Origin of the sequence: Microlunatus panaciterrae (genome assembly GCF_016907535.1) — a bacterium.
Classification (GTDB): Bacteria; Actinomycetota; Actinomycetes; order Propionibacteriales; family Propionibacteriaceae; genus Microlunatus; species Microlunatus panaciterrae.
This window is the reverse complement of sequence record NZ_JAFBCF010000001.1, coordinates 510,306-533,529: the sequence shown is the minus strand read 5'-3', so window position 1 is coordinate 533,529 and position 23,224 is coordinate 510,306. Positions and strand designations below refer to the sequence as shown.

17 protein-coding genes are annotated in these 23,224 nt (G+C 68.9%); 13 read left to right on the top strand and 4 right to left on the bottom strand.

Going from position 1 to position 23,224, the window contains the following annotated elements; all coding sequences use genetic code 11:
- Positions 1-77 precede the first annotated feature (77 nt).
- The 8 genes from JOE57_RS19075 to JOE57_RS02315 all read left to right on the top strand — a co-directional run bounded on the left by JOE57_RS19075 (position 78) and on the right by JOE57_RS02315 (position 10,150).
- Positions 78-860, top strand: a complete 783-nt coding sequence (locus JOE57_RS19075) for a phosphoribosyltransferase family protein (RefSeq protein WP_204916214.1) — start codon at positions 78-80, stop codon at positions 858-860.
- 99 nt (positions 861-959) lie between these two features.
- Positions 960-1,742: an SDR family NAD(P)-dependent oxidoreductase gene (locus JOE57_RS02345; RefSeq protein WP_204916213.1), complete on the top strand. Its 783-nt coding sequence runs from the start codon at positions 960-962 to the stop codon at positions 1,740-1,742.
- A 14-nt stretch (positions 1,743-1,756) separates the two neighbouring features.
- Positions 1,757-2,722, top strand: a complete 966-nt coding sequence (locus JOE57_RS02340) for an aldo/keto reductase (protein WP_204916212.1) — start codon at positions 1,757-1,759, stop codon at positions 2,720-2,722.
- A gap of 70 nt (positions 2,723-2,792) precedes the next feature.
- Positions 2,793-3,680 carry a fumarylacetoacetate hydrolase family protein gene (locus JOE57_RS02335; protein WP_204916211.1) on the top strand — a complete coding sequence of 296 codons (888 nt, stop codon included), beginning with the start codon at positions 2,793-2,795 and terminating at the stop codon, positions 3,678-3,680.
- Positions 3,681-4,004: 324 nt separating this feature from the next.
- Entirely contained in the window at positions 4,005-4,646 is a 642-nt protein-coding gene (gene hpf, locus JOE57_RS02330) for a ribosome hibernation-promoting factor, HPF/YfiA family (RefSeq protein ID WP_204916210.1), read from the top strand.
- 156 nt (positions 4,647-4,802) lie between these two features.
- On the top strand, positions 4,803-6,080 hold the full coding sequence (locus JOE57_RS02325) for a winged helix-turn-helix domain-containing protein (RefSeq protein WP_338041114.1): 1,278 nt from the start codon (positions 4,803-4,805) through the stop codon (positions 6,078-6,080).
- Between the two features lie 155 nt (positions 6,081-6,235).
- Complete coding sequence (gene secA, locus JOE57_RS02320) at positions 6,236-9,136, top strand: preprotein translocase subunit SecA (protein ID WP_204916209.1); 2,901 nt, start codon at positions 6,236-6,238, stop codon at positions 9,134-9,136.
- A gap of 9 nt (positions 9,137-9,145) precedes the next feature.
- Positions 9,146-10,150: a DUF3048 domain-containing protein gene (locus JOE57_RS02315; protein ID WP_204916208.1), complete on the top strand. Its 1,005-nt coding sequence runs from the start codon at positions 9,146-9,148 to the stop codon at positions 10,148-10,150.
- A 7-nt stretch (positions 10,151-10,157) separates the two neighbouring features.
- On the opposite strand, the gene JOE57_RS02310 is transcribed toward JOE57_RS02315, so the two are convergent.
- The 3 genes from JOE57_RS02310 to JOE57_RS02300 all read right to left on the bottom strand — a co-directional run bounded on the left by JOE57_RS02310 (position 10,158) and on the right by JOE57_RS02300 (position 12,739).
- Positions 10,158-10,688, bottom strand: coding sequence for an Rv3235 family protein (locus tag JOE57_RS02310; protein ID WP_204916207.1), 531 nt, complete (start codon positions 10,686-10,688; stop codon positions 10,158-10,160).
- 235 nt (positions 10,689-10,923) lie between these two features.
- Complete coding sequence (locus JOE57_RS02305) at positions 10,924-12,249, bottom strand: hypothetical protein (RefSeq protein ID WP_204916206.1); 1,326 nt, start codon at positions 12,247-12,249, stop codon at positions 10,924-10,926.
- Positions 12,250-12,268: 19 nt separating this feature from the next.
- The gene (locus JOE57_RS02300; RefSeq protein WP_204916205.1) at positions 12,269-12,739 is read right to left on the bottom strand and encodes a hypothetical protein; all 471 of its coding nucleotides are present in this window, start codon (positions 12,737-12,739) and stop codon (positions 12,269-12,271) included.
- A gap of 241 nt (positions 12,740-12,980) precedes the next feature.
- Between JOE57_RS02300 and JOE57_RS02295 the strand changes: the two genes are divergently transcribed.
- The 4 genes from JOE57_RS02295 to pruA are packed head-to-tail and all read left to right on the top strand — an operon-like array spanning position 12,981 to position 17,684.
- Complete coding sequence (locus tag JOE57_RS02295; RefSeq protein ID WP_204916204.1) at positions 12,981-14,618, top strand: WS/DGAT/MGAT family O-acyltransferase; 1,638 nt, start codon at positions 12,981-12,983, stop codon at positions 14,616-14,618.
- A complete protein-coding gene (locus tag JOE57_RS02290; protein WP_204916203.1) occupies positions 14,615-15,172 on the top strand; it encodes a DUF6912 family protein in 558 nt (185 codons plus the stop codon). The genes JOE57_RS02295 and JOE57_RS02290 overlap by 4 nt, the downstream gene beginning before the upstream one ends.
- A 16-nt stretch (positions 15,173-15,188) precedes the next feature.
- Entirely contained in the window at positions 15,189-15,995 is an 807-nt protein-coding gene (gene ku / locus JOE57_RS02285; RefSeq protein WP_204916202.1) for a non-homologous end joining protein Ku, read from the top strand.
- A 60-nt stretch (positions 15,996-16,055) separates the two neighbouring features.
- On the top strand, positions 16,056-17,684 hold the full coding sequence (pruA, locus tag JOE57_RS02280; protein ID WP_204916201.1) for an L-glutamate gamma-semialdehyde dehydrogenase: 1,629 nt from the start codon (positions 16,056-16,058) through the stop codon (positions 17,682-17,684).
- A 30-nt stretch (positions 17,685-17,714) separates the two neighbouring features.
- Here pruA and JOE57_RS02275 read toward each other — a convergent pair whose 3' ends face one another.
- Positions 17,715-18,185 (bottom strand): DUF2505 domain-containing protein, encoded by a 471-nt coding sequence (locus JOE57_RS02275; protein ID WP_204916200.1) that lies wholly within the window; start codon positions 18,183-18,185, stop codon positions 17,715-17,717.
- A gap of 164 nt (positions 18,186-18,349) precedes the next feature.
- On the opposite strand from JOE57_RS02275, the gene JOE57_RS02270 reads away from it, so the two are divergent.
- Positions 18,350-23,209 carry an NAD-glutamate dehydrogenase domain-containing protein gene (locus JOE57_RS02270; protein WP_204916199.1) on the top strand — a complete coding sequence of 1,620 codons (4,860 nt, stop codon included), beginning with the start codon at positions 18,350-18,352 and terminating at the stop codon, positions 23,207-23,209.
- The last annotated feature ends 15 nt before the right edge of the window (positions 23,210-23,224 follow it).

Here is a 23,224-nt window from a genome sequence, read left to right as displayed (position 1 = left end):
GTCTGAGCGGGCGACGCTGTCCACAGATCTCGGTCCGGATCCGGCCTGCTCAACACCGCGGCCGCAGGATGGCCGGTGTGCTCGACGACCCGGATGCCGATCGGCCTGGCTTGGCCGACCGCTGGCTCAGCGCCGCCGCCGACCTCCTGCTGGGCGCCTGCTGCCCCGGCTGCGGCGGGCCCGGTCGGGGAGTGTGCCCGAGCTGCCGACGGCAGGTCACCGGTCACCGTCCCGCCTGCACCCAGCCGGACCCGTGCCCGGCCGGCTTTCCGTGGACGGTGGCCGCCGGGCCGTACGACCCGCTGATGCGGAGGCTCATCTCGGCCCACAAGGAGCGGCAGGTGCTGGCCCTGACCGGGGTGCTCGGCGACCGGCTTGCGCTCGCCATCGCCCAGCTGCTGGTGGATCGGTGGCCGCTCGACCCGTGGACGGGGCTGCACCCCGGGCGGTTGATGCTGGTGCCGATGCCGTCGGCGCGGGCGGCGGTCCGGGCCCGGGGCTTCGATGCCACCGGTGCGCTCAGCCGTCGGGCCGTCAGCCGGCTGCGGGCAGCCGGTGTCCAGGAGGTGCAGGTCGGCGCGCTGCTCCGCCCCGGACGCGCCGTGCACGACCAGGCGGGTCTCACTGCCGCGGCCCGGCAGCTGAACCTGCAGGGCGCTCTGGTGGCCAGCAGACCGCGCGGCCCGAACACTCGAGCCGCACTGGTGATCGTGGACGACGTGGTGACGACGGGTGCCAGCCTGTCCGAGGCGCGGCGGGCCCTGAGGGCCGCCGGGCTGGAGGTCCTGGGTGCCGCGGTGGTGGCTGCGACGAGGCGGAGGCGTCCATCAACGGGACGTGCTCATATGACCAATCCTTGAGCCTGGATACAATCGCTGACGGTCGCGTGCGACCATCCTGAGTATTCATCAGATCTATCGGTCGTCCTCTGGGTCGACCCCGTCACTCGAAGGAGAGCCATGGGTCAGACCACCGATCCGCGCCAACCGTTCGTCGGCCTGCGGGCCATCGTGACCGGCGGTGCCAGTGGCATCGGGCTCGCCACTGCGCAGCTGCTGGCGGGTCAGGGTGCACGGGTGGCGGTGTTCGACCTGCCCGGAGCGGTGTCGGACCTGCCGGAGCCGCTGGTCGGCTTCGGCGTCGACGTCTCCGACGACGACACGGTGGTGGCCGGGGTCGCCGGCGTGGTGGACGCGTTCGGCGGCATCGACGTCCTGGTCAACAACGCCGGGATCGGCGCCCAGGGCACCGTCGCGGACAACGACCTCGACGAATGGCGGCGGGTGTTCGACATCAATGTGCTCGGCATCGTCCGGGTGACCCGGGCCGCGCTGCCCGAGCTGCGGAAGTCCGAGCACGCTGCCGTCGTCAACACCGCCTCCGTCGCCGCCACCGCAGGGTTGCCGGCCCGCGCGCTCTACTCTGCCTCCAAGGGTGCGGTGCAGTCGCTGACGCTGGCGATGGCCGCCGACCACATCAGAGAGGGTGTCCGGGTGAACTGTGTCAACCCCGGCACCGCCGACACCCCGTGGGTCAGCCGGCTGCTGGACCGGGCCGACGACCCTGCGGCGGAGCGGGCGGCACTGAACGCGCGCCAGCCCCACGGGCGGCTGGTCAGCGCCGACGAGGTGGCCGGGGCGATCGCCTACCTGGCCTCGCCGCTGTCCGGGTCGACCACTGCGGTGGCGCTGGCCGTCGACGGCGGCATGCAGAACCTGCGGCTGCGGCCGCTGGACGCCTGAGCGGAGGAGAGGTCATGACAGAGTTCAGGATGAACGCCTTCGGTCGGCTGGTGGCCGGCTGTGCGGCTCTGGGTGGGCTGTACGAGGAGTGCACCCCGGAGAACGCCCAGCAGACCCTGGCAGCGGCCTGGGAACAGGGCATTCGGGCCTTCGACACCGCACCGCACTACGGTCGTGGACTGTCCGAGGAGCGGGTGGGGAAGTTCCTCTCCCAGCAGCCCAGGGACCAGTTCGCACTCTCCACGAAGGTGGGCCGGCTGCTCGTCGACGACCCGGACGCCCCGGCCGACGACGACGTGTTCTTCGGTACCCCGCGGCGACGCCGGGTGCTGGACTACACCGGCGACGGCGTCCGCCGCTCGATCGAGCAGTCGCTCGAGCGGATGGGTCTGGACCGCATCGACCTGGTGCTGGTCCACGACCCGGAAGATCATCTGGACACCGCGATCGGCTCGGCCGCACCGGCGCTGCGCCAGCTCCGTGACGAGGGGGTGATCGGTGGCTTCGGGGTCGGCACCAACTACGCCGAGACCGCCGAGCGGTTCGCCACCGAGACCGATGTCGATCATGTCCTGATCGCCGGTCGGCATTCGTTGCTGGACCGCCGGGCCGAGCGGGTGCTCGCGCTCTGCGGCGAGCGCGGTGTCCACGTCCTGGTGGCAGCCGTGCTGAACTCCGGCATTCTCGCCAACCCCGATGCCACCGCACGCTTCAACTACATGCAGGCCCCGGACGAGCTGATCAGCACGGCCCAGCAGATGGCAGAAGCGTGTGCGCGCTACGGAGTGCCGCTGCGCGCAGCCGCCTTCCAGTTCCCGTTCCGCAACCCCTCAGTGGACGCTGTCGTGATCGGCTCGAGCACTCCTGAGATGATCATCGACACAGTCCAGCAGTTCAAGATCGAGATCAGCGAAGAGCTCTGGCGCGAGCTGGAGTGGCTGGTGCCGGCGCAGGAGACGTTGCCCACAACAGGCAAGTGAGCCGTCGGCAACGACCCGCGTACGGCCAGAGAGCAAGTCCAGGAACCCCCAGCAGAAGGAAGAGACACAGATGCAGCTGCAACGCCGAGGCCCGGTCGGATCGGAAGTCCCTGTCGTGGTTGAGCAGGAGCGGACCTTCGACCTGCGCGGCCTCACCGCCGACATCGATGGCGCCTTCCTGGCGGCCGACGGCATCGGCCGGGTGCGCGCCGCGCTCGCCGCCGGCGAGCTGCCGGAGATCGACCTCACCGATCAGCGGATCGGAGCACCGATCGCGAAGCCCACGGCGGTGGTCTGCATCGGTCAGAACTACGCGGCCCACGCTGCCGAGAGCGGTGACGCCCCGCCGGAGAACCCGATCATCTTCTTCAAGCACCCCAACACCGTCGTCGGCCCAGACGACGACGTGAGGCTGCCGCCGGAGAGTGTCAAGGCCGACTGGGAGGTGGAGCTGGCTGTGGTGATCGGAAAGACGGCCCGCTACCTGCCGGACAAGCAGGCTGCCGCCGACTGCATCGCCGGCTACACGGTCAGCAACGACGTGTCTGAGCGGTACTACCAGGCCGGCGTGTCCGGCGGTCAGTGGTCGAAGGGCAAGTGCTGCGAGACGTTCAACCCGCTCGGCCCGTCGCTCGTGCCGGCAGACGAGGTCGACGTGCAGAACCTGTCGCTCGGCTCGTGGGTCAACGGTGAGCCTCGGCAGGACTCCAACACGTCCGACATGATCTTCGACGTCGCTCAGCTGGTGTACGAGCTCAGCCAGTTCCTCGTCCTCGACCCCGGCGACGTGATCAACACCGGCACACCCCAGGGCGTTGCGCTGTCGGGCCGGTTCCCGTTCCTCAAGGTCGGGGATGAGATGCGGATCGCCATCGAGGGGCTGGGGGAGCAGCGTCAGCGCGTCGTGGCCGCACCCGACCTGCCCGCCGGTGCCGGAGCCGCCGCGATCCGGCGGTAGGTGCGGCTCGGCAACCCCGCCGTCGGGCCCTCCTGAGGGCCCGGCGGTGCCTGGCTGTCGACGGTCGGTCAGCGCCTCCGATGAAGGCATCGAGGCACTGCTGAGAAGTGGGTGAACATCCGCGTCGGCCCTAGCAAATGACCGGGCCAACGACTAGCGTCGAGGTATGGCGCACCTGCCGCGAGTGAGCACCTGGCCATCCGGCCAGGACTCGACTCCCAAGCGCCGTTCCGATCCTCATCCACAGTCCGGCCCCTTGAACCAGCGGTTCAAGGGCACCCCGGCATGCCCGGATGCAGGAGCCACAACGAGTTGGAGGTTGACATGGATGTTGTCGTCAAGGCCCGCCACTGCCACGTGTCGGACCAGTTCCGTTCCTACGTCGAGGAGAAGATCACCCGACTGGAGAAGCTGAACGACCGTGCCATTCGGGTAGAGGTCGAGGTATCGGCGGAGAAGAACAAGCGACAACACGACCAGGCCAGCCGGGTGGAGATCACCCTGCTGGGGAAGGGCCCGGTGGTTCGGGCCGAGGCAGCTGCGGAGGAGAAGGGTGCCGCCTTCGAGACGGCCCTCGACCGGCTGATGGCTCAGCTGCGCAAGGCGGCCGACCGGAAGAAGATCCATCGTGGCTCCAGGACCCCTCAGTCGCTCTCCGAGGCGACGGCCGAGCTGCCCGCCGAGGAGGCGGCGACCGAGGAACCGGACGCGGGCGACATCCACACCGTCGCCGGCATGGAGGTCCAGGGCGACGGCCCACTGGTGGTCCGCGAGAAGGTGCATGCGGCCACACCGATGACCCTGGACCAGGCGCTGCACGAGATGGAGCTGGTGGGACACGACTTCTACCTGTTCGTCGACGCCGAGCACCTGTCACCGAGCGTGGTCTACCGGCGCCGCGCCTACGACTACGGGGTGATCCGACTGGACAACCAGCAGGCGATGGCGGACGCCTCCGCCGGCTAGCCCCTAACCTGACGGTCAGCGACCGCGACCCGGCACCACCCGCCCACCCGGGGCAACGAGGTGCCGGGTCGCTGTCGTCTACCCCGGACAATCGCGTGCACCCCGGAAACCTCGTGCTGACCGGAAACTGTCGGGCCACCTCGTTAGGGTCGGACTGTGAGCTCTTCGGTGTCCCCCTCCGTCGCCCGGACGCGGCCGCGCCGGGTGCGCGAGTCGCTGTCGCGGGCACAGGCGCGTCGAGTGGCGCTGGCAGCCCAGGGGTTCGGCCATCCGTCGCACCGGGCCCGACCGGGGCGCGAGGTCGGCCCACGAGACGTCCAGGCCGTCACCAGCCGGCTCGGACAGTTCCAGATCGACTCCATCAACGTCGTCACCCGGGCCCATTTCGTCCCGTTGTACTCCCGACTGGGCCCCTACGACCCGGCGCTGCTGGAGCGGGCGGCACACCGCCGACCGCGGCGCCTGTTCGAATACTGGGGGCATGCTGCCAGCCTGATCGATGTCAACCTGCAGCCGCTGCTCCGGTTCCGGATGCAGGCGGGCTTCCGCGACGTCTGGCCACGGGTGGAGGCCGTCGCCCGGGAGCAGCCGTGGCTGGTGGACTGGGTCCGTGAGCAGGTGGCGGAGCGGGGTCCGGTCAGCGCACGTCAGCTGGAGCCGGACCCGGTCCGGGTACGGACCCACTGGGGATGGAACTGGTCTGCGGTCAAGACGGTGCTGGAGTGGCTGTTCTATACCGGTGAGATCACCTCCGCCTACCGCAACCCCCAGTTCGAGCGGGTCTACGACCTGCCGGAGAACGTGCTGCCGAAGCACGTCCTGCAGGCGCCGTCGCCGACCCCACAGGAGTCGGTGCGGGGTCTCGTCCGACATGCCGCTACCGCACTGGGGGTCGCCAGCGAGCTCTGCCTGCGCGACTACTTCCGGACCCGGCCCGACCTCACCAGGGCGGCCATCGACGAGCTGGTCGAGTCGGGCGAGCTGGTCCCGGTCCGGGTGGAGGGCTGGGACAGGCCGACCTATCTGTGGCACCGGGCGGCCGTGCCGCGCACCATCGAGGCGCATGCGCTGCTCTGCCCGTTCGACTCTCTGGTGTTCGAGCGCGCCAGGCTGGAGAAGCTCTTCGACTTCTTCTACCGGATCGAGATCTATGTCCCCGAGCCGAAGAGGGTGCACGGCTACTACGTCTATCCACTCCTGTTCGGCGACCGGTTCGTGGCCCGCACCGATCTCAAGGCCGACCGGACGGCGGGGGTCCTCCGGGTCCAGTCGGCCTGGGCCGAGCAGGGCACCGGACTGAGCCCCGCCGTCACAGCAGAGGTGCTGGCGACCGAGCTGGCGACGCTGGCCCGATGGCTGGGCCTTGGCTCGATCGTGGTCTCGCCCCGGGGCGACCTGGCCGAGCCGCTGCAGGCCGCGGTCGCCGGAGGATGAGGAGGTTTGGTGCAGGGGCACTAGGATGGTCGGTACGCCAGGGTGGGAACGGGCCTTGGCGTGCGCGGGAACCCGCGCCGCCTGCCGTCGGTTGACACCGGTGGACGACGACCGTCGCTGACTCAGACTTCTATTCAAGGGGAGCGTTCGATCCCGTGGCTTTGCTCGACAAGATGTTGCGTTTCGGCGAAGGCAAGATCCTCCGCCGGCTCAAGTCCATCGCCAACCAGGTCAACGCCATCGAGGAGGACTTCGTCGCCATGAGCGACGACGAGCTCCGGGGCCAGACCGGCGACTTCCGGTCCCGCTACGAGAAGGGCGAAAGCCTGGAGAGCCTGCTCCCCGAGGCCTTCGCCACCGTCCGGGAGGCGAGCCACCGGGTGCTCGGCAAGAGGCACTTCGACGTCCAGATCATGGGTGGCGCCGCGCTGCACCTGGGGAACATCGCCGAGATGAAGACCGGTGAGGGCAAGACCCTGGTCGCCACCGGCCCGGCCTACCTCAACGCGTTGACCGGCCAGGGCGTGCATATCGTCACCGTGAACGACTACCTGGCCAAGTTCCAGTCCGAGTGGATGGGCCGGGTGCACCACTACCTCGGGCTCGAGGTGGGCGCCATCCTGTCCGAGATGGACCCGGCCGAACGCCGCGTGGCCTACGCCGCGGACATCACCTACGGCACCAACAACGAGTTCGGCTTCGACTATCTCCGCGACAACATGGCCCTCAGCATCGAGGACTGCGTGCAGCGCGGCCACCACTTCGCCATCGTGGACGAGGTCGACTCGATCCTGGTCGACGAGGCGCGGACGCCGTTGATCATCTCCGGGCCGGCCGAGGAGTCCCACGAGTGGTACCCGGAGTTCGCCAAGCTGGTCGACCGGCTGCAGCGTGACGTGCACTACGAGGTGGACGAGAAGAAGCGCACCGTGGCCATCCTCGAGTCCGGCATCGACATGGTCGAGGACCGGCTCGGCATCGACAACCTCTACGAGTCGGCCAATACGCCGCTCATCTCGTACCTCAACAACGCCCTCAAGGCGAAGGACCTGTTCAAGAAGGACAAGGACTACGTCGTCATGGACGGTGAGGTGCTGATCGTCGACGAGCACACCGGCCGCACCCTGCACGGACGCCGCTACAACGAGGGGCTGCACCAGGCGATCGAGGCCAAGGAGAAGGTCGAGATCCGCGACGAGTACCAGACCCTCGCCACCATCACCCTGCAGAACTACTTCCGGATGTACGACAAGCTGGCCGGCATGACCGGCACGGCGATGACGGAGGCCTCGGAGTTCCAGAAGATCTACGGACTGGGCGTGGTGCCGATCCCGACCAACAAGCCGATGATCCGGGTGGACCAGCGCGACCTGATCTACCGGACCGAGGAGGCGAAGTTCGCCGCCATCGTCGACGACGTCGTCGAGCGGCATGTGAAGGGCCAGCCAGTGCTGATCGGCACGGCCTCGGTGGCCAAGTCGGAGATCCTGTCCGCGCTGTTGAAGCGGGCCGGGGTGAAGCACGAGGTGCTGAACGCGAAGCAGCATGAGCGGGAGGCGGCCATCGTCGCCCTGGCCGGCGCCAAGGGTGCCGTGACGGTCTCGACCAACATGGCTGGTCGTGGCACCGACATCATCCTGGGCGGCAACGCCGAGTTCCTGGCCGACCTCAAGCTGCGCGAGCAGGGCATCGACCCGGTCGAGCACTCCGAGGAGTACGAGGAGAGGTACCCCGAGGTGCTCAAAGCCTTCGAGGAGCAGACCGCGGCCGAGCACGAGGAGGTCGTCGAGGCCGGCGGGCTGTATGTGATCGGGTCCGAGCGCCACGAGTCGCGGCGGATCGACAACCAGCTCCGTGGCCGCTCCGGCCGGCAGGGTGACCCCGGCGAAAGCAGGTTCTTCCTGTCGCTCGGTGACGACCTGATGCGGCTGTTCAAGTCCGACATCGTGGAATGGGTGCTGCAGGCTCTCAAGGTGCCCGACGACCAGCCGATCGAGAACAAGCGGGTGTCGTCGTCGATCGCCAGCGCCCAGTCCCAGGTCGAGGCGCAGAACTTCGAGGTGCGCAAGAACATCCTCAAGTACGACGACGTGATGAACCGGCAGCGGCATGCCGTCTACGGCGACCGACGCAAGGTGCTCGAGGGCGCCGACGTCGAGAAGCAGCTCCGGCGCACCGTCGACACGGTCGTCGAGCAGTATGTCAACAGCGCCACCGAGGGCTTCTCCGAGGACTGGGACCTGGAGCAGCTGTGGACCAACATGAACACCCTCTACCCGGTGTCGTTGAAGCGGTCCGACTATGAGGACGAGGACATCGACCGCGAGCAGCTGATCGCCGCGTTCAAGGAGGACGCCCAGGCGGCCTACGACCACCGCGAGGAGTCGCTCGGACCGGAGGTGATGCGCGAGCTGGAACGCCGCGTGATGCTGACCGTGCTGGACCGCAAGTGGCGCGAGCACCTGTACGAGATGGACTACCTGCGCGAGGGCATCGGTCTGCGCGCGATGGCGCAGCGCGACCCACTGGTGGAGTACCAGCGGGAGGGCGGCGACATGTTCAACACCATGATGGCCGCCTTCATGGAGGAGGTCGTCGGCTTCGTCTTCCACCTGGAGGTCGAGGTGGAGCAGCGCCCGGCCGTCGGTGTGGTAGCCGGCGCGGACGGCAGGGCGGTGCAGATCGGGGCCCGGCAGAACGGGCGCCGGCATCTGGTGGAGTCCGGGCCCGATCCGGACGGACCGGGAGTCGAGATCCACACCGTCGGCGACGACGACGAGGAGGCCGACGAACCGACCGATGGCCCGCAGGTCGCGGTAGCCGAGGACGAGCTCGAGCGGGCGGACCGGCCGGCCATCAGCGGCAAGGGGCTCAGCTCAGCAGCCCGACGGAACCTGTCCTACTCGGCGCCGGCCGAAGACGGTTCGGTGCGGTCGTCGGCCAAGACCAGCAGCAAGACCGACGACAAGTACGCCGGCGTGGGGCGCAACGCCCCCTGCCCCTGCGGATCGGGCAAGAAGTTCAAGATGTGTCACGGCCGCACCGGCGCCAGCTGACCCCACGCCGTGACCACGCTTCGCCTCCGGTCACTGCAGGCCCTGGTGATCGCGCTCTGCGCGACGCTGGCGCTGGCCGGCTGCAGCAAGAAGGACGCGACCAACCCGCCGCAACCGGCGCCGTCCAGTGCCACCAGCAGCCCGGTCACGCCGACGCCATCGCCGACCAGCGACGGCAGCAGGCCGGCCGGGCTGACCGGGGACCCGTTGACCGGCGGCAAGAAGTCCGGCAACAAGGTCTTCGCGGTCAAGATCGACAACGTGGCCGCGGCCCGTCCGCAGGTCGGGGTCGGTGCGGCCGACATCGTCGTTGTCGAGGAGGTGGAGGCCCGGCTGACGCGCCTGATCGCCATCTTCCACACCGACTTCCCGACCCGAGTCGGACCGGTGCGCAGCGCGCGGAACACCGACCTGCGCTACCTGCCGATGTTCGGGCGCCCGGGTCTCGTCTACTCCGGCGCCAACTCCAAGGTGAAGCGACAGATCCTGAAGTCCGCGGTGTACGCGACCGAACGCAGCGAGCGCGACCATTCCCGGGTGGCGCCGCACAACGTCATCGTCGACCTGCGCAGGATCGCCGCCCAGCACCGGGCCAGCAGACCCAACGACATCGGGATGCGGTTCGCCGCCAAGGACGCCGCCTGGGAGCGGGCGCCGCGGGCGGGCCATCCCAAGGTCAGGGTCGCCTCCGACACGTTCGGCTTCCGCTACTCCAACGGCCGCTACGCGGTGAGCTGGAACGGCCGGGCCAACACCGACGGCGGCAGGGCGGTCAAGGCCGACAACGTCATCGTGGTGTCGGTGAAGAACCATCGCGACCGGGACACCACCTCGAACATCTCGGTGGTGTCGGAGACGGTCGGCAGTGGCAAGGTCGTCATCTACCGGGACGGCAGGCGACTGACCGGCCGCTGGAAGCGCACCACACTGGCCGGGCCGATGCGGTTCACCGATGACCGCGGCCGCGACCTCATGCTCAGGCCGGGCAGGAGCTGGGTGCTGCTGCAGGGGTAGCCCGCGATCAGCGGGGCCCCAGCTCGAGCGCGGTGCAGACCCAGTGGTCGCCCCTGGTCTCGAGCCGCAGGGCCATCGCGGTGGATCGGCGTGCCCGCGACAGGTGCACCGCCACCTCGGCTGTCCCTGGCGACAGCTGCTGGACCCGGACCGACCTGATCACCGTCGGCTCTACGCGTGCCCGTGGGTCGGCCGAGCGCAACCTGCTGTGCAGGGTGATCGCCGCCAGCACCCGTTCGTCGACCCACCGGATCAGCTGGGCGGGCGGCCGCCGGCCGTGCAGGACCTCGATGATCGCCCGCGCCAGCGACAGGCTCCACGCGTGCGCATCCGGCGCAGCGCCGACAGCGGGCGCATCGGTGACGGCTGAGGTCACCGGATCCGGTACCGAGGTCGACCCTGCCCACTCGAGCTCGAGCATCAGCTGCCCGGGCGCGGGTGCTGGGGGACCGGTGAGCACCAGCGCGGGCGGACGCGACTCCGGCACCGCCCGTACCCTCACCCGTCCCGAAGACTCCTCGACCGCGACAGTGGACATCTGCACCCCTTCCCTGGCCCAGCCCCCACTGTCGCCGCCCCGCCGCCCTTCGGACCCCTCCGATGCCACATCTGTGGATAACCGGCGGCCCGTACCCCCTGGGTGGTGGTTCGGCGGGGAGGGGTGTCGGTTTCCCAAGTCGGCTTGGGAAACTGTCACATGACCAGGGAAATTCCCCTGGTCATGTGACAGTTTCCCTGGTCATGTCGCGGTACGCGGGTACGCAGCGGCGGGCTCAGGGGGAGAACAGCAGCAACAGGCCGGAGCAGGTGTAGAACACCATCACCAGCAGCAGTGGGACCTGGCCCACCAGCGCCGCGGACGGCCGGAGCAGGGCCAGCGACTTCTCGTGGGCGGCCACGATGCCGATCAGGTGTCCGCCGACGATAGCGAAGAGCTGGATCAGCGCGATCAGGGTCGGATGGTTGAAGATCGTGGAGTTGACGCCCATCTCGGCCGACCCGAAGACGTTCCAGCCCCGACCGAGGGGGTCGGAGAAGTGGATCGCGGTGCGCTGGCCCTCGATGATCAGCAGGGTGGCGTAGTGCGCCACCGCATAACCGATGGCGATCGGCACCACGGAGCCGGCCAGCAGCCGCGGCAGGTCGGCGGCTCCCAGCTCCGGGTCGCTGCGGTAGCGGGTCATCCACCGGGTGGACAGCTCGAAGGTGACGAAGACGATGATGATCATGCCCAGCAGCCCGAGCGTCCCCCAGAGGATCGGGGACAACTCAGAGTCCTGGACGGTGCCGATCCACCAGCTGGTGTTGGTGAAGCTGTCGTACGCGGTGTTGCCCAGCAGCACCGACACGAGGGCCGCCGCACCCGGCGGCGGCACCCAGCTGTTCAGACCAGCCAGCGGGTTGACCAGGCCGATCCGGCCGTTGACGCGCCGCAGCGGTGACAGCTGGGCCACGGCTTCGGCGTAGCTCTCGAACGGGTCGGCGGCCCCGATCCAGCGGCTGCCGAACAGCACCGCACCGACCACCAGCACCAGCAGCCAGCCGAGGGCCCAGAGCCGCAGCACCGGCAGCGTGGTCCGCTCCGGCTGGACGAGCTCCAGCCAGCCGAACCCGAACAGGCCCAGTACCGCCGGCCAGACGCCGACCCGAGCCGGCAGGCTGACCAGTCCGACCCGCGGGTCGACCCGGGCCAGCGCGCACAGACCGGCGTGCAGGGTGCGGATCGGGTTGGTGACCCGCCAGAACGGGCCGAGCAACAGCGACAGCGGCACCAGACCCACCCACATCCAGGCATAGACGAACCCGAACGCCGGATTGGTCAGCAGGTCCTTGCCGGCGAACAGCGCCAGTCCGGCCCAGGCGTAGATCAGCAGCACCACGGCGCGCACCACAGCCCGGAAGACGCGATGGTCGACGATGCTGGTCAGCACGGCGGACGAGACCATCCGCACCGACGGATATCGAGGTCGGCGCCAGGCGTAGAACAGCACGACGAACGAGATCACCAGCGCCGCCGCCGCACCCACGACGACATAGCTGAACGGCAGTGGCAGGTCCTGTCGCGACCCGATCCCGTGCAGCGGGACCAGCAGAGTCATGGTGTGGTCGGCCCCGTGCTCACCGGACGTTCAAGATCACGATGATCTTGCTCGGTTCATGTGACTCCACCTCGACACTGCCCAGCTGATCGGCGACGAAGCTCCGGCTGACCGAGGCTCCGGCCTTGACCGGGATCTCCAGGTCGTAGCCGTGCACGTGGACCTCGTCATCATGATCACTGGTGATGTTGAGGACGACCGTCCTACCCTGCTCGACATTGATCTTGGCGCCGTTGGGGGACACCTTGCCGTTCTGCAGCCTGATGTCGATGGTGACCGCGTTCGCCGGCGCACTGGGGCCGGCGGTGGCTCGCTGGCTGCCGGACGGCGGCGCGGGGGTTGGCGAGGCGCTGCTGACGGGCGAGTTGCTCATGCCCGGCCCCGGTGTGGCGCTGGCACCGGTCCCGCCACTGGGCGTACACGCCGCCAGCAGGCAGAACCCGGCCGCCGCCATTGCCGCACGGGAGGATCTGCGTTCGATCGGGAACATCTGCTGCCTTTCACGGTCCGAAGGGCCCGACGTGGGTGCTGGGTACGGGCTCGGTCGGCGGGCATCTCCACCGGCCCCAACCCCGAGTCACGAACGGAACCAAGGCGAGGTTCCCGGGATCCTGGTCATTCTCGTCACATCGGCGCGTCGGCTTCCCGGTAGTACGGTATACGCCTGAGCAGGATCGTCCCGTCTCGGACCGGCCGGCACGTGTCCGAGCCCGCCGACCAGAAGGAGTGAGATGCCCGAGCGACTGACGCCTCTCGAGGTGTCCATGCTGTCGTTGGAGACGGGTCACACCCCTGGTCATGTGGGCACCGTCGACCTGTTCGATGCCGGTCCCGACGACTTCGACTACGAGCGGCTGATCGCGCTGATCCGCGACCGGATCGCCTTCGTCCCCCGCTACCGCCAGCGGGTGCGCTCGATCCCGGCCCAGCTGGCCGGGCCGGTCTGGGTGGACGACGAAAACTTCGACCTCACCTTCCACGTCCGCCGGTCCGCGCTGCCTCGGCCGGGCACCATGGAGCAGCTGCGTGAGTTCGTCGGACGGGTGATGGCCCGCCGGCTGGACCGGTCGCGTCCGCTGTGGGAGATCTACCTGGTGGAGGGGTTGCAGCAGAACAGGTTCGCCCTGGTGTCGAAGTCCCACCTGAGCCTGGTCGACGGGATCGAGACGGTGGACATCGGTCAGGTGCTGCTCGACACCAGCCCGGAACCGGCGGCCAGGCCGACCGAGACCTGGCAGCCGCTGCCGGAGCCGTCGTCGATCGAGCTGCTGATCGGGGCGATGTGGGAGGGCGCGCAGGACCCGACCCTGGCCTTCGAGAACGTACGGGGGGCGCTGGCGGCAGGTCTGGGCGTCGCGGTCGCGTTCGGGGAGGCGGTCGGCGGGATCGGCGGGACCCTGGGCGACCTGGCCGGGAACGCGCTCCGCGGGGGTCGGCCGCCCGCCGACTCGCCGCTGGCCGGGGTCGTCTCCGAGCAGCGCCGGGTGGCAACAGTGTCGGCCAACCTGGACGACTTCCGGGCCGTAAGGGCCGAGCATGACCACACCATCAACGACGTCATCCTGGCCGTCATCGCCGGCGGTCTGCGGTCCTGGCTGCTGACCCGGGGGGAGTCCTTCTCCTCCGCCATGTCGCTGACTGCGCTGGTGCCGATGAGCGTCACCGAGGACGACGGGGAACCGACCTCGCTCGGCAGCCAGGTGGCGCCGCACCTGCAGAGTCTGCCGATCGGGGAGCCGAACGCTCTGATGCGGTTGCACCAGGTCGCCTACGGCACCCAGGCCCACAAGGACACCGGTCGCGCCGTCGGCGCCCGGTCCCTGTCCGACATCGCCGGATTCGCGCCGACCACGCTGCACGCCCTCGGCGTCCGGGTGTCCAGCGAGATGGTCCGCAAGCAGCACGACCTGGTGATCACCAACGTGCCTGGTCCGCAGGTCCCGTTGTACGCGGCCGGCTCACGGATGGTCGCGAGCTATCCGGTGCTGCCGCTCGGGCCGGGGCACCTGCTGGCGATCGGGGTGACCTCCTATGACGGTGAGGTGTTCTTCGGCCTGACTGCGGACCGGGACGCCATCAGCGATCTCGACGTACTGGCCCAGTGCCTCAGCGACGCTGTCGAGGAGCTGCTGGACACCACGGTCCGCTCCGCCGACCTGCGGCAGCCGACCCGGAAGGCGCCGGCCGCGGCCAGGCGAGCGGCGGAGCAGAAGGCTGCCGAGAAGCGGGCGGCTGCTCGCGCCGCGGCAGCGAAGAAGAGCGCCGCGGTACGCAAGATCGCCACCCGCGCCGGGTCGATCAAGCCGCAGGTGCCCCGGCCACCGGGCCGCCTCGGCCCGGTCAAGAGGACCGGAGACGAGACCGGATGATCTTCATCCCGCTGGCCGCATCGGTGCTACGCCAGCTCCGCGCGGCCGGACCCGACGGCCGCACCGGCAGCTGGCTGGGGTTCGCGGCCACACCGGAGATGATGAGCGCCCACGGGCTCCGGCCGGCCGACCTCGAGGACGCCGAGTACACCGCCCTCACCTACGCCGGTGTTCAGGCCCTGCTCGAACCCGACACCGACCAGCTCCGTCTGGTGGTGGCAGCCGAGCCGCCCGCCTCGTATTCCAGTACCGCCTCGGATTCCAGTACCGGCTCGGATTCCAGTACGGTCTCCGACCGCGGCTCCGGCGCCGATGCCGAGACGGGTGCCCAGCAGGTGTCCCGGCTCCGTTGGCAGGACATCCAGGCACTGTTCGTGGACGAGCCGGCCGCCGCCGACGCGGTCCGTGCCGCGCGGGCGGCGGCCAGCGGAAGATCGCTGACCCAGGCTCTGGAGCTGCCGGTCGTCGACGACCTGATCAACACCCATGACCTGTTGTGGCATCTGCCACAGGAGCTCGACCAGATCATGGAGTCACTCGCGCCAGGGCGCTGAATGGCACACTGGTGCCATGCCACGGTCAATCTGGAAGGGTGCCATCTCCTTCGGCCTCGTCACCATCCCGGTGAAGCTCTACTCGGCCACGGAGGAGAAGGACATCAGCTTCCGTCAGGTCCATCCCGAGGACGGCGGTCGGATCAAGTACAAGCGGGTCTGTGAGAAGTGCGGCCAGGAGATCCCGTACGCCGAGATCGCCAAGGGCTACGAGACCCCCGACGGCCGGTTGGCGATCCTGGAGAAGGAGGACTTCGAGGCGCTGCCACTGGCCACCACGAAGGCGGTCGAGGTGGTGCAGTTCGTCGCCGAGGGGGAGGTCGACCCGACCTATTTCGCCAAGACCTACTTCCTCCAGGCCGACGGTCCCGGGGTGAAGCCGTACGTGCTGCTGCGGGACGCGCTGCTGCAGAGTGAGCAGTGTGCCGTCGTCAAGGTGGCGCTGCGGTCCCGGGAGGCGATGGCGCTGATCCGGCCCAAGGAGGGCGTTCTGCTGATGCACACCATGCTGTGGCCCGACGAGCTCCGTGACGGTGCCTTCGCCGCACCGCCGGCGGAGGTAACCGTGTCCGACGCCGAGGTGAAGATGGCCCAGTCCTTCATCGACGCCCTGTCCGGCGAGTTCCATCCGGAGGAGTTCACCGACTCCTACCGGGAGGCGCTCGAGCAGGTGGTGCAGTCGAAGCTGTCGGGTGTCGAGATGGAGGCCGCGCCGGAGGTCGAGTCCGAGGCGGAGGTGGTCGACCTGGTGGCTGCGCTGCGGGCCTCGGTCGAGGCGGCCAAGAAACGCCGCGAGGAGGCCAAGGAGTCCAAGGCCGTCTGAGCCGGATTGGGGCCGATCGACCCTGCCGCGCCACCGGCCGGAGAGGGTAGCCTCAGCCGCGTGGATGCCATCACCAACGTGCCTGAGCCCGTCAACGAGCGCGTCCTCGGCTATGCCCCCGGCAGTGCGGAGCGGGCCCGGGTCGAGGCCCGGCTGGCCGAGCTGGCCGCCGCCGGCCCCGTCGAGCTGACCGCCGCCATCGGGGGTGAGCGCCGGATGGCTCAGGGCGCGTCCTTCCGGGTCACGATGCCGTCCGATCACAGCCAGCTCCTCGGGCAGGCCACCTCGGCCACCAGGGCCGATGCGCGGGCTGCTGTCGATGCGGCCCTGACCGCCCGCCACGACTGGGCGGCGCTGAGCTTCGACGACCGGGCAGCGGTGTTCCTGCGGGCCGCCGATCTGTTGGCCGGACCGTGGCGCGACACGCTGAACGCGGCCACCATGCTCGGCCAGGGCAAGACCATCCAGCAGGCGGAGATCGACGCGGCCTGTGAGCTGATCGACTTCTTCCGGTTCAACGTCGCCTTCGCCCGGCAGATCCTGCAGAACCAGCCGATCTCCTCGCCGGGCGTCTGGAACCGCACCGACTACCGCCCGCTCGACGGTTTCGTCTACGCCGTCACGCCGTTCAACTTCACCGCGATAGCGGCCAACCTGCCGTTCGCCCCAGCGCTGATGGGCAACACCGTGCTGTGGAAGCCCAGCCCGACCCAGCAGTTCGCCGCGCACTTCACAATGAACCTGTTCGAGGCGGCCGGGCTGCCACCGGGCGTGATCAACATGCTGCCCGGCGACGGGATCGAGGTGTCCGAGGTGGCGCTGACGTCGCCGCAGCTGGCCGGGATCCACTTCACCGGCTCGACCGCCACCTTCCAGCATCTGTGGCAGCTGGTCGGCCACAACATCTCCCGGTACCGGACCTACCCGCGGGTGGTGGGCGAGACAGGCGGCAAGGACTTCGTGGTCGCGCATGCCAGCGCCGATCCCGACGTCGTCCGCACCGCCCTGATCCGCGGCGCCTTCGAGTACTCGGGCCAGAAGTGCTCGGCGGCCTCCCGGGCCTATCTGGCCCGCAGCGTCTGGGACAAGATCTCCGCCGACCTGATCGACGAGACCGAGGCGCTGGCCGTCGGTGACGTCCGTGATCTGAGCAACTTCACCTCAGCGGTGATCGACCGGCGAGCGCTCACCAGGCACAGCGACCTGTTCGCCCGCATCCGGGCCGCCAGTGACGCCAAGATCATCGCCGGCGGAACCACCGACGAGTCCGCGGGCTGGTTCGTCCGCCCCACCCTGATCGAGTCCGACAACGGCGGCCACGAGATCTTCACCACCGAGTACTTCGGCCCCATCCTGGGCATCTTCGTCTACGACGACCGCGACTTCAGCCGGGTGCTGGACCAGGTGGACCGGTCGGCTCCGTACGGCCTGACCGGGGCCGTGCTGGCAGACGACCGGGTGGCGATCGCCGAGGCGGCCGACAAGCTGCGGCATGCCGCCGGCAACTTCTACATCAACGACAAGCCGACCGGCGCGGTGGTCGGTCAGCAGCCGTTCGGTGGTTCACGCGCCTCCGGCACCAACGACAAGGCCGGGTCGGTCTGGAACCTGATCCGATGGACCAGCCCGCGGTCGATCAAGGAGACGCTGGTCCCGCCGACCGAGCACCGCTACCCGCACATGGGTTGAACGAGACGCTTCTCCCTGCGGTGTCGGGGCCTACTGCGCCAGCCAGGTCTCGCCGACCTGCTGCTGGGTCTTGAACCCTGACATCACCGCCGGCGCGGCCGACTGCTCGAGCTTCTTGCCCAGCAGGGGGATGGCGACCTTCAGGTCACCGGTGAGCTGGAGCACCGACCCGGAACCTGCGGCGCTGAGCTGCACGGTGCCCTTCATCGACACCGGCTGGCCGGGCACGGTCATGGTCAGCTGTCCGGTCCGTGCGCCGTCCGGCCCGGCCGGGCCCCAGACGGTGTCCTCGACCACGGTCAAGGTGGGGCCGGTGAACTTGGCTGCCGTGTCGGGGGCCGGCAGCGTCTTCGACGAGTGGGTGCTGTCGCCGGTGGCGGAGACCTCGTAGTCGGTGGCTCCGCTGGCCTCGCAGACCTGGGCGAGGAACTTCTCGTCGGTCAGCATCGCAAAGGTGGTGACGGGGTCGGCGCTGAAATCGGCACGGGAGGAGATGTCCATAAGGCCCATCATGGCCTACCCGGATTCTGGTGCCCCGATTTGGGGTCGGCCAGCCCCGTTCCGCTTCGGGGTTGGCTATGGTCGGGGTTAGGGGTGTACCGCCCCGGGTCGCGCCTCGCGCCCTCGGCTGAGGTGCATTCCCTGCGAGTGATCGGAACGGTGACGTGAGCACACTTGAGGTTGAGCTCGAGCAGGAGAAGGCAGCCAAGATCGCGCAGGTCGCCGACCGAGCCGCCGAGGTGGCCGCCCGGCTCGGCCTCCAGCCCGACCAGGTGCAGGTCTTCATGGCCCACTACTTCCGCCATGTCGATGCAGATGACATGGAGGAACGCTCCGTCCCCGACCTGTGCGGGCTGGTCGAGAGCCACTACCGACTGGCATTGCAGCGCTCCGCGGCCAGGGCCACGGTGCACGTGTGGACGCCCAGCCAGGCCGACGACGGCTGGTCCGCGAGCGGTGCCACGGTCGTCCAGGTCGTCACCGACGACCGTCCGTTCCTGGTCGACTCGGTCACGATGGAGGTGCTCAGGCAGGGCTGGAGCATCCGGGAGGTCTACCATCCGCAGTTCGCCGTCCGGCGGGACGTGGCCGGGGCACTGCAGGCGGTGGTGCACACCAAGGAGGCCGACCGGGACCCGAGTGTGGTCCGTGAGTCCTGGATGCACCTGGAGATCCTGCCGCCCGGAGACCAGACCCGGGTCGGTACCCGCAACGACGAGCTGACCCAGGGGCTGCTCAAGGTGCTGCGCGACGTCGAGGACGCCGTTCAGGACTGGGCCAAGTTCCTGGACAAGGCCCAGCAGGCCATCGACGATCTTGACGACACCCCAGAAGTCGTCCACCCGGGAGAGGTGGCCGACGCCAAGGAGCTGCTGGTGTGGTTGATGGACCACCACTTCACCTTCCTGGGCTACCGCGAGTACACCCTGGTGCGGGATGCCGGTGGGATGAGATACGAGCCGGTGCCAGGCACCGGGCTGGGCATCCTGCGTGCCGACAAGGACGTCGAGGGAGCCTTCCACGCCCTGCCGCCGGAGAGCGGGCGTCCGTTGTTGATGGTGATCACCAAGGACAACTTCAAGTCGACCGTGCATCGGCCCACCTACCTCGACTACATCGGCCTGCGCACGCTGGACGAGGACGGCAACGTCACCGGTGAGCGCAGGTTCCTCGGCCTATTCGCCTCCTCGGCGTACTCGGAGTCGGTGCCCAGGATCCCGGTGCTGCGCAGCAAGGCGAAGGAGGTGCTGAGGCGGTCCGGCTACGACGAGTCCAGCCATGGTGGCAAGGCGATCATGGACGTGCTCGACACCTATCCGCGCGACGAGCTGTTCCAGACCAGGGTCAGCGAGCTCGCCCCGATCGTCGACCGAGTCGCACACCTCAAGGAGCGCCGGCAGGTACGGCTGTTGGTCCGCCGCGACCCCTACAACCGTTACCTGTCCTGTCTGGTCTACCTGCCGCGTGACCGCTACACCACGGCCGTTCGGACGAAGATGCAGAACGTGCTGATGGAGGCCCTGGGCGGGGCCTCGATCGACTACTCGGCTCGGGTGACCGAGTCGGTGCTGGCCCGGCTGCATTTCGTCGTACGGATGCCGGTCGGCCAGTCGCTGCCCGAGATCGACCTCCGCGAGCTCGAACGCGAGCTGACCCGGGCCACCCGGTCGTGGAACGACGAGTTCGCCGACCAGCTGGCGGCCTCGGGTGAGGACGGCGAGCTGACGGCGCTGGTCGGCGCCCTGCCGGAGGGGTACAAGGAGGACTTCACCCATCGGCAGGCGGTGCAGGACCTGAAGGCGCTCGCCGCGCTCACGGGCGACGACGAGATGTCGATGGCGGTGTACAAACCGGACCGCAGCGTCGACGAGGCCGATCTGCGGTTGAAGATCTTCCGGGTGCACGAGTCGATGTCGCTGTCGCGGGTGTTGCCGCACCTGTCGCTGCTCGGCGTCGACGTCATCGACGAGCGGCCCTACGAGCTGGACCTGAGCGAGACCGAGCGGGCCTACATCTACGACTTCGGGCTCAAGGTTCCCGGCGGTGAGGAGGGCGTCCGGACCCGCTGGACACCCGAGGCGCGGACCATGTTCAGCGAGGCGTTCGAGGCCTCCTACACCGGCCGCTCCGAGCCGGACGGGTTCAACGCCCTGGTGATGGGAGCCGACCTCAGCTGGCGTCAGGTCAGCGTCCTGCGCGCCATCGGCCGCTACCTCCGCCAGGCCGGCACCACCTACAGCCAGACCTACATCGCCGCTGCTCTGGCGGCCAACGTCGACATCGCACGGATGCTGAACGAGCTGTTCAACCTCAAGTTCGACCCAGGTCTCGGTCTGGACATCAGCGACCGACGGGAACGAACCGCAGCCGTCCAGGACAAGATCATGAAGGCGCTGGACAACGTCGCCAGTCTTGATCATGACCGGATCGTCCGGTCCTACCTGGCGGTGATCGCGGCGGTCGTCCGGACGAACGCGTTCCAGCCGGACCGGCAGGCGCTGACGATGAAGCTGCTGCCTCGACAGATCCCCGACCTGCCCGAGCCTCGGCCGGAGTTCGAGATCTTCGTCTACTCACCGCGCGTCGAGGGCGTGCACCTGCGCTTCGGCTCGGTGGCCCGTGGCGGGTTGCGCTGGTCGGACCGGGCCGAGGACTTCCGCACCGAGGTGTTGGGGCTGGTCAAGGCGCAGATGGTCAAGAACGCGGTGATCGTCCCGGTGGGAGCCAAGGGCGGCTTCTACTGCAAGCGACTGCCCGACCCGGCACGCGACCGGGAGGCGTGGATGGCAGAAGGGGTGGCGTGCTACCGGCTGTTCATCACCAGCCTGCTGAACGTCACCGACAACATCGTCCGCGGCCGGGTGGTGCCGCCGGCAGACGTGGTGCGCTACGACGACGACGACCCCTATCTCGTGGTGGCCGCAGACAAGGGCACCGCCACCTTCTCCGACATCGCCAACGAGATCTCGGTCGGCTGCGACTTCTGGCTGGGCGACGCGTTCGCCTCAGGCGGTTCGGCAGGCTACGACCACAAGGCGATGGGTATCACCGCCCGCGGCGCCTGGGAGTCGGTCCGGCGCCACTTCAGGGAGATGAGCATCGACTGCCAGACCACCGACTTCACCTGTGTCGGGGTCGGGGACATGAGCGGGGACGTGTTCGGCAACGGGATGCTGCTCAGCAGGCACACCAAGCTGGTGGCCGCGTTCGACCACCGTCACCTGTTCATCGATCCCGACCCGGACCCGGCCGCCAGCTGGCAGGAGCGTGACCGGCTGTTCCGGATGCCGCGATCGACCTGGGCCGACTACGACCAGAAGCTGATCTCCGCGGGTGGCGGGATCTTCCCCAGAACGCTGAAGTCGATTCCCATCACCGAACAGATGCGGGCGGTGCTCGGTATCGACGGCGACGTCGAGGCGCTGTCGCCGACCGAGTTGATCACCGCGTGCCTCAAGGCTCCGGTCGACCTGTTCTGGAACGGCGGCATCGGCACCTATGTCAAGGCCTCCTCGGAGAGCAACGCCGACGTCGGTGACAAGGCGAACGACAGCCTGCGGGTGAACGGTGGGGACGTCCGTGCCCGCTGTGTGGGTGAGGGCGGCAACCTCGGCTGGACCCAGCTGGGGCGGATCGAGTACGCGGCCAGGGGCGGCCGGATCAACACCGACTTCATTGACAACTCGGCCGGTGTGGACACCTCCGACCATGAGGTGAACATCAAGATCCTGCTGGCCGGCGAGATCGCCGCCGGCCGGTTGGAGGCGAGCAGGCGCGACGAGTTCCTTGCGTCGATGACCGATGAGGTCGGGGAGCAGGTGCTGCGGGACAACTACGAACAGAACCTCGCCCTGGCCAACAGCGAGTTCCAGGCGCTGTCGATGGCCGGCGTGCACGAGGACTGGATGGAGCGGTTGGAGGAGGCGGGACTGCTGGACCGGGTGCTCGAGGGCCTGCCCAACCCTGAGGCGATGGAGAACCGGCGGGCGGAGAAGAAGGGTCTCACCTCACCGGAGCTGGCCACCCTGCTGGCCTACACCAAGATCGTTCTGGAGCAGGAGGTGCTCGAGTCGGACCTGCCTGACGACCCGTACCTGACCGACCGGCTGATCGACTACTTCCCGTCGGCGATGCGACAGCAGTACGCAGCGGTGATGCCCGAGCACCGGCTGCATCGCGAGATCGTCACCACGGTGGCCGTGAACCAGTTCGTCAACACGTCCGGCATCACCTGCTTCCACCGACTGTCCAGCGAGAACGGGGCGGCCCCGGCCGAGGTGCTCCGCGCCCAGATCGCGGCGCGCGAGCTGTTCGGCGCGGCCGAGCTGGAGCGTCGGATCGAGGAGCTCGACCACCAGGTGGAGGCATCGGTGCAGACCAGGATGCGGATGGAGGTGCGCACCCTGGTCGAGCGGGTGACGCGCTGGATCCTCAGCAACAGAAGGGCTCCGATCGACATCGGCGACGTGGTACGGCAGTTCGGGCCGGGGGTGCGGAAGGTCCAGCAGCTGCTGCCGACGCTGCTGGTCGGCCGTGAGGCGAAGGCCTACCAGCGCCGGTTGGAGGCCTACTGCACGGCCGGTGTCGCCGAGGAGCTGGCGACGGCGATTGCCGTCCTGCCGGCGGCATACCCGGCCCTGACGATCGTGCAGACCGCGATCCGCGACGACATCGACGTACTGCGGGTGGCGACCACCCACTTCACGCTCGGGCAGCGGCTCGGCCTGGACCGGCTGCTGCGGCGGATCATCGACCTGCCGCGCGACGACCGTTGGCAGACGATGGCCCGGGCGGCACTGCGGGACGATCTGCACGCGGTCCACGCCCAGCTGACCGCGGCCGTGCTGGCGCAGAAGTCCGAGGTGACCGACGTCGAGGAGCTTGTCGGGGACTGGGAGAAAGCCACCCCGCTGCTGTCCAAGACGGTGAAGACCCTGGCCGCCATCTGCGAAGGGTCGCCCGAGCTGGCCAGGCTGTCGGTGGGGTTGCGGATGGTCCGTGGCCTGCTGACGGTGGCGCGCTGACAGGGGCGGGAAGCC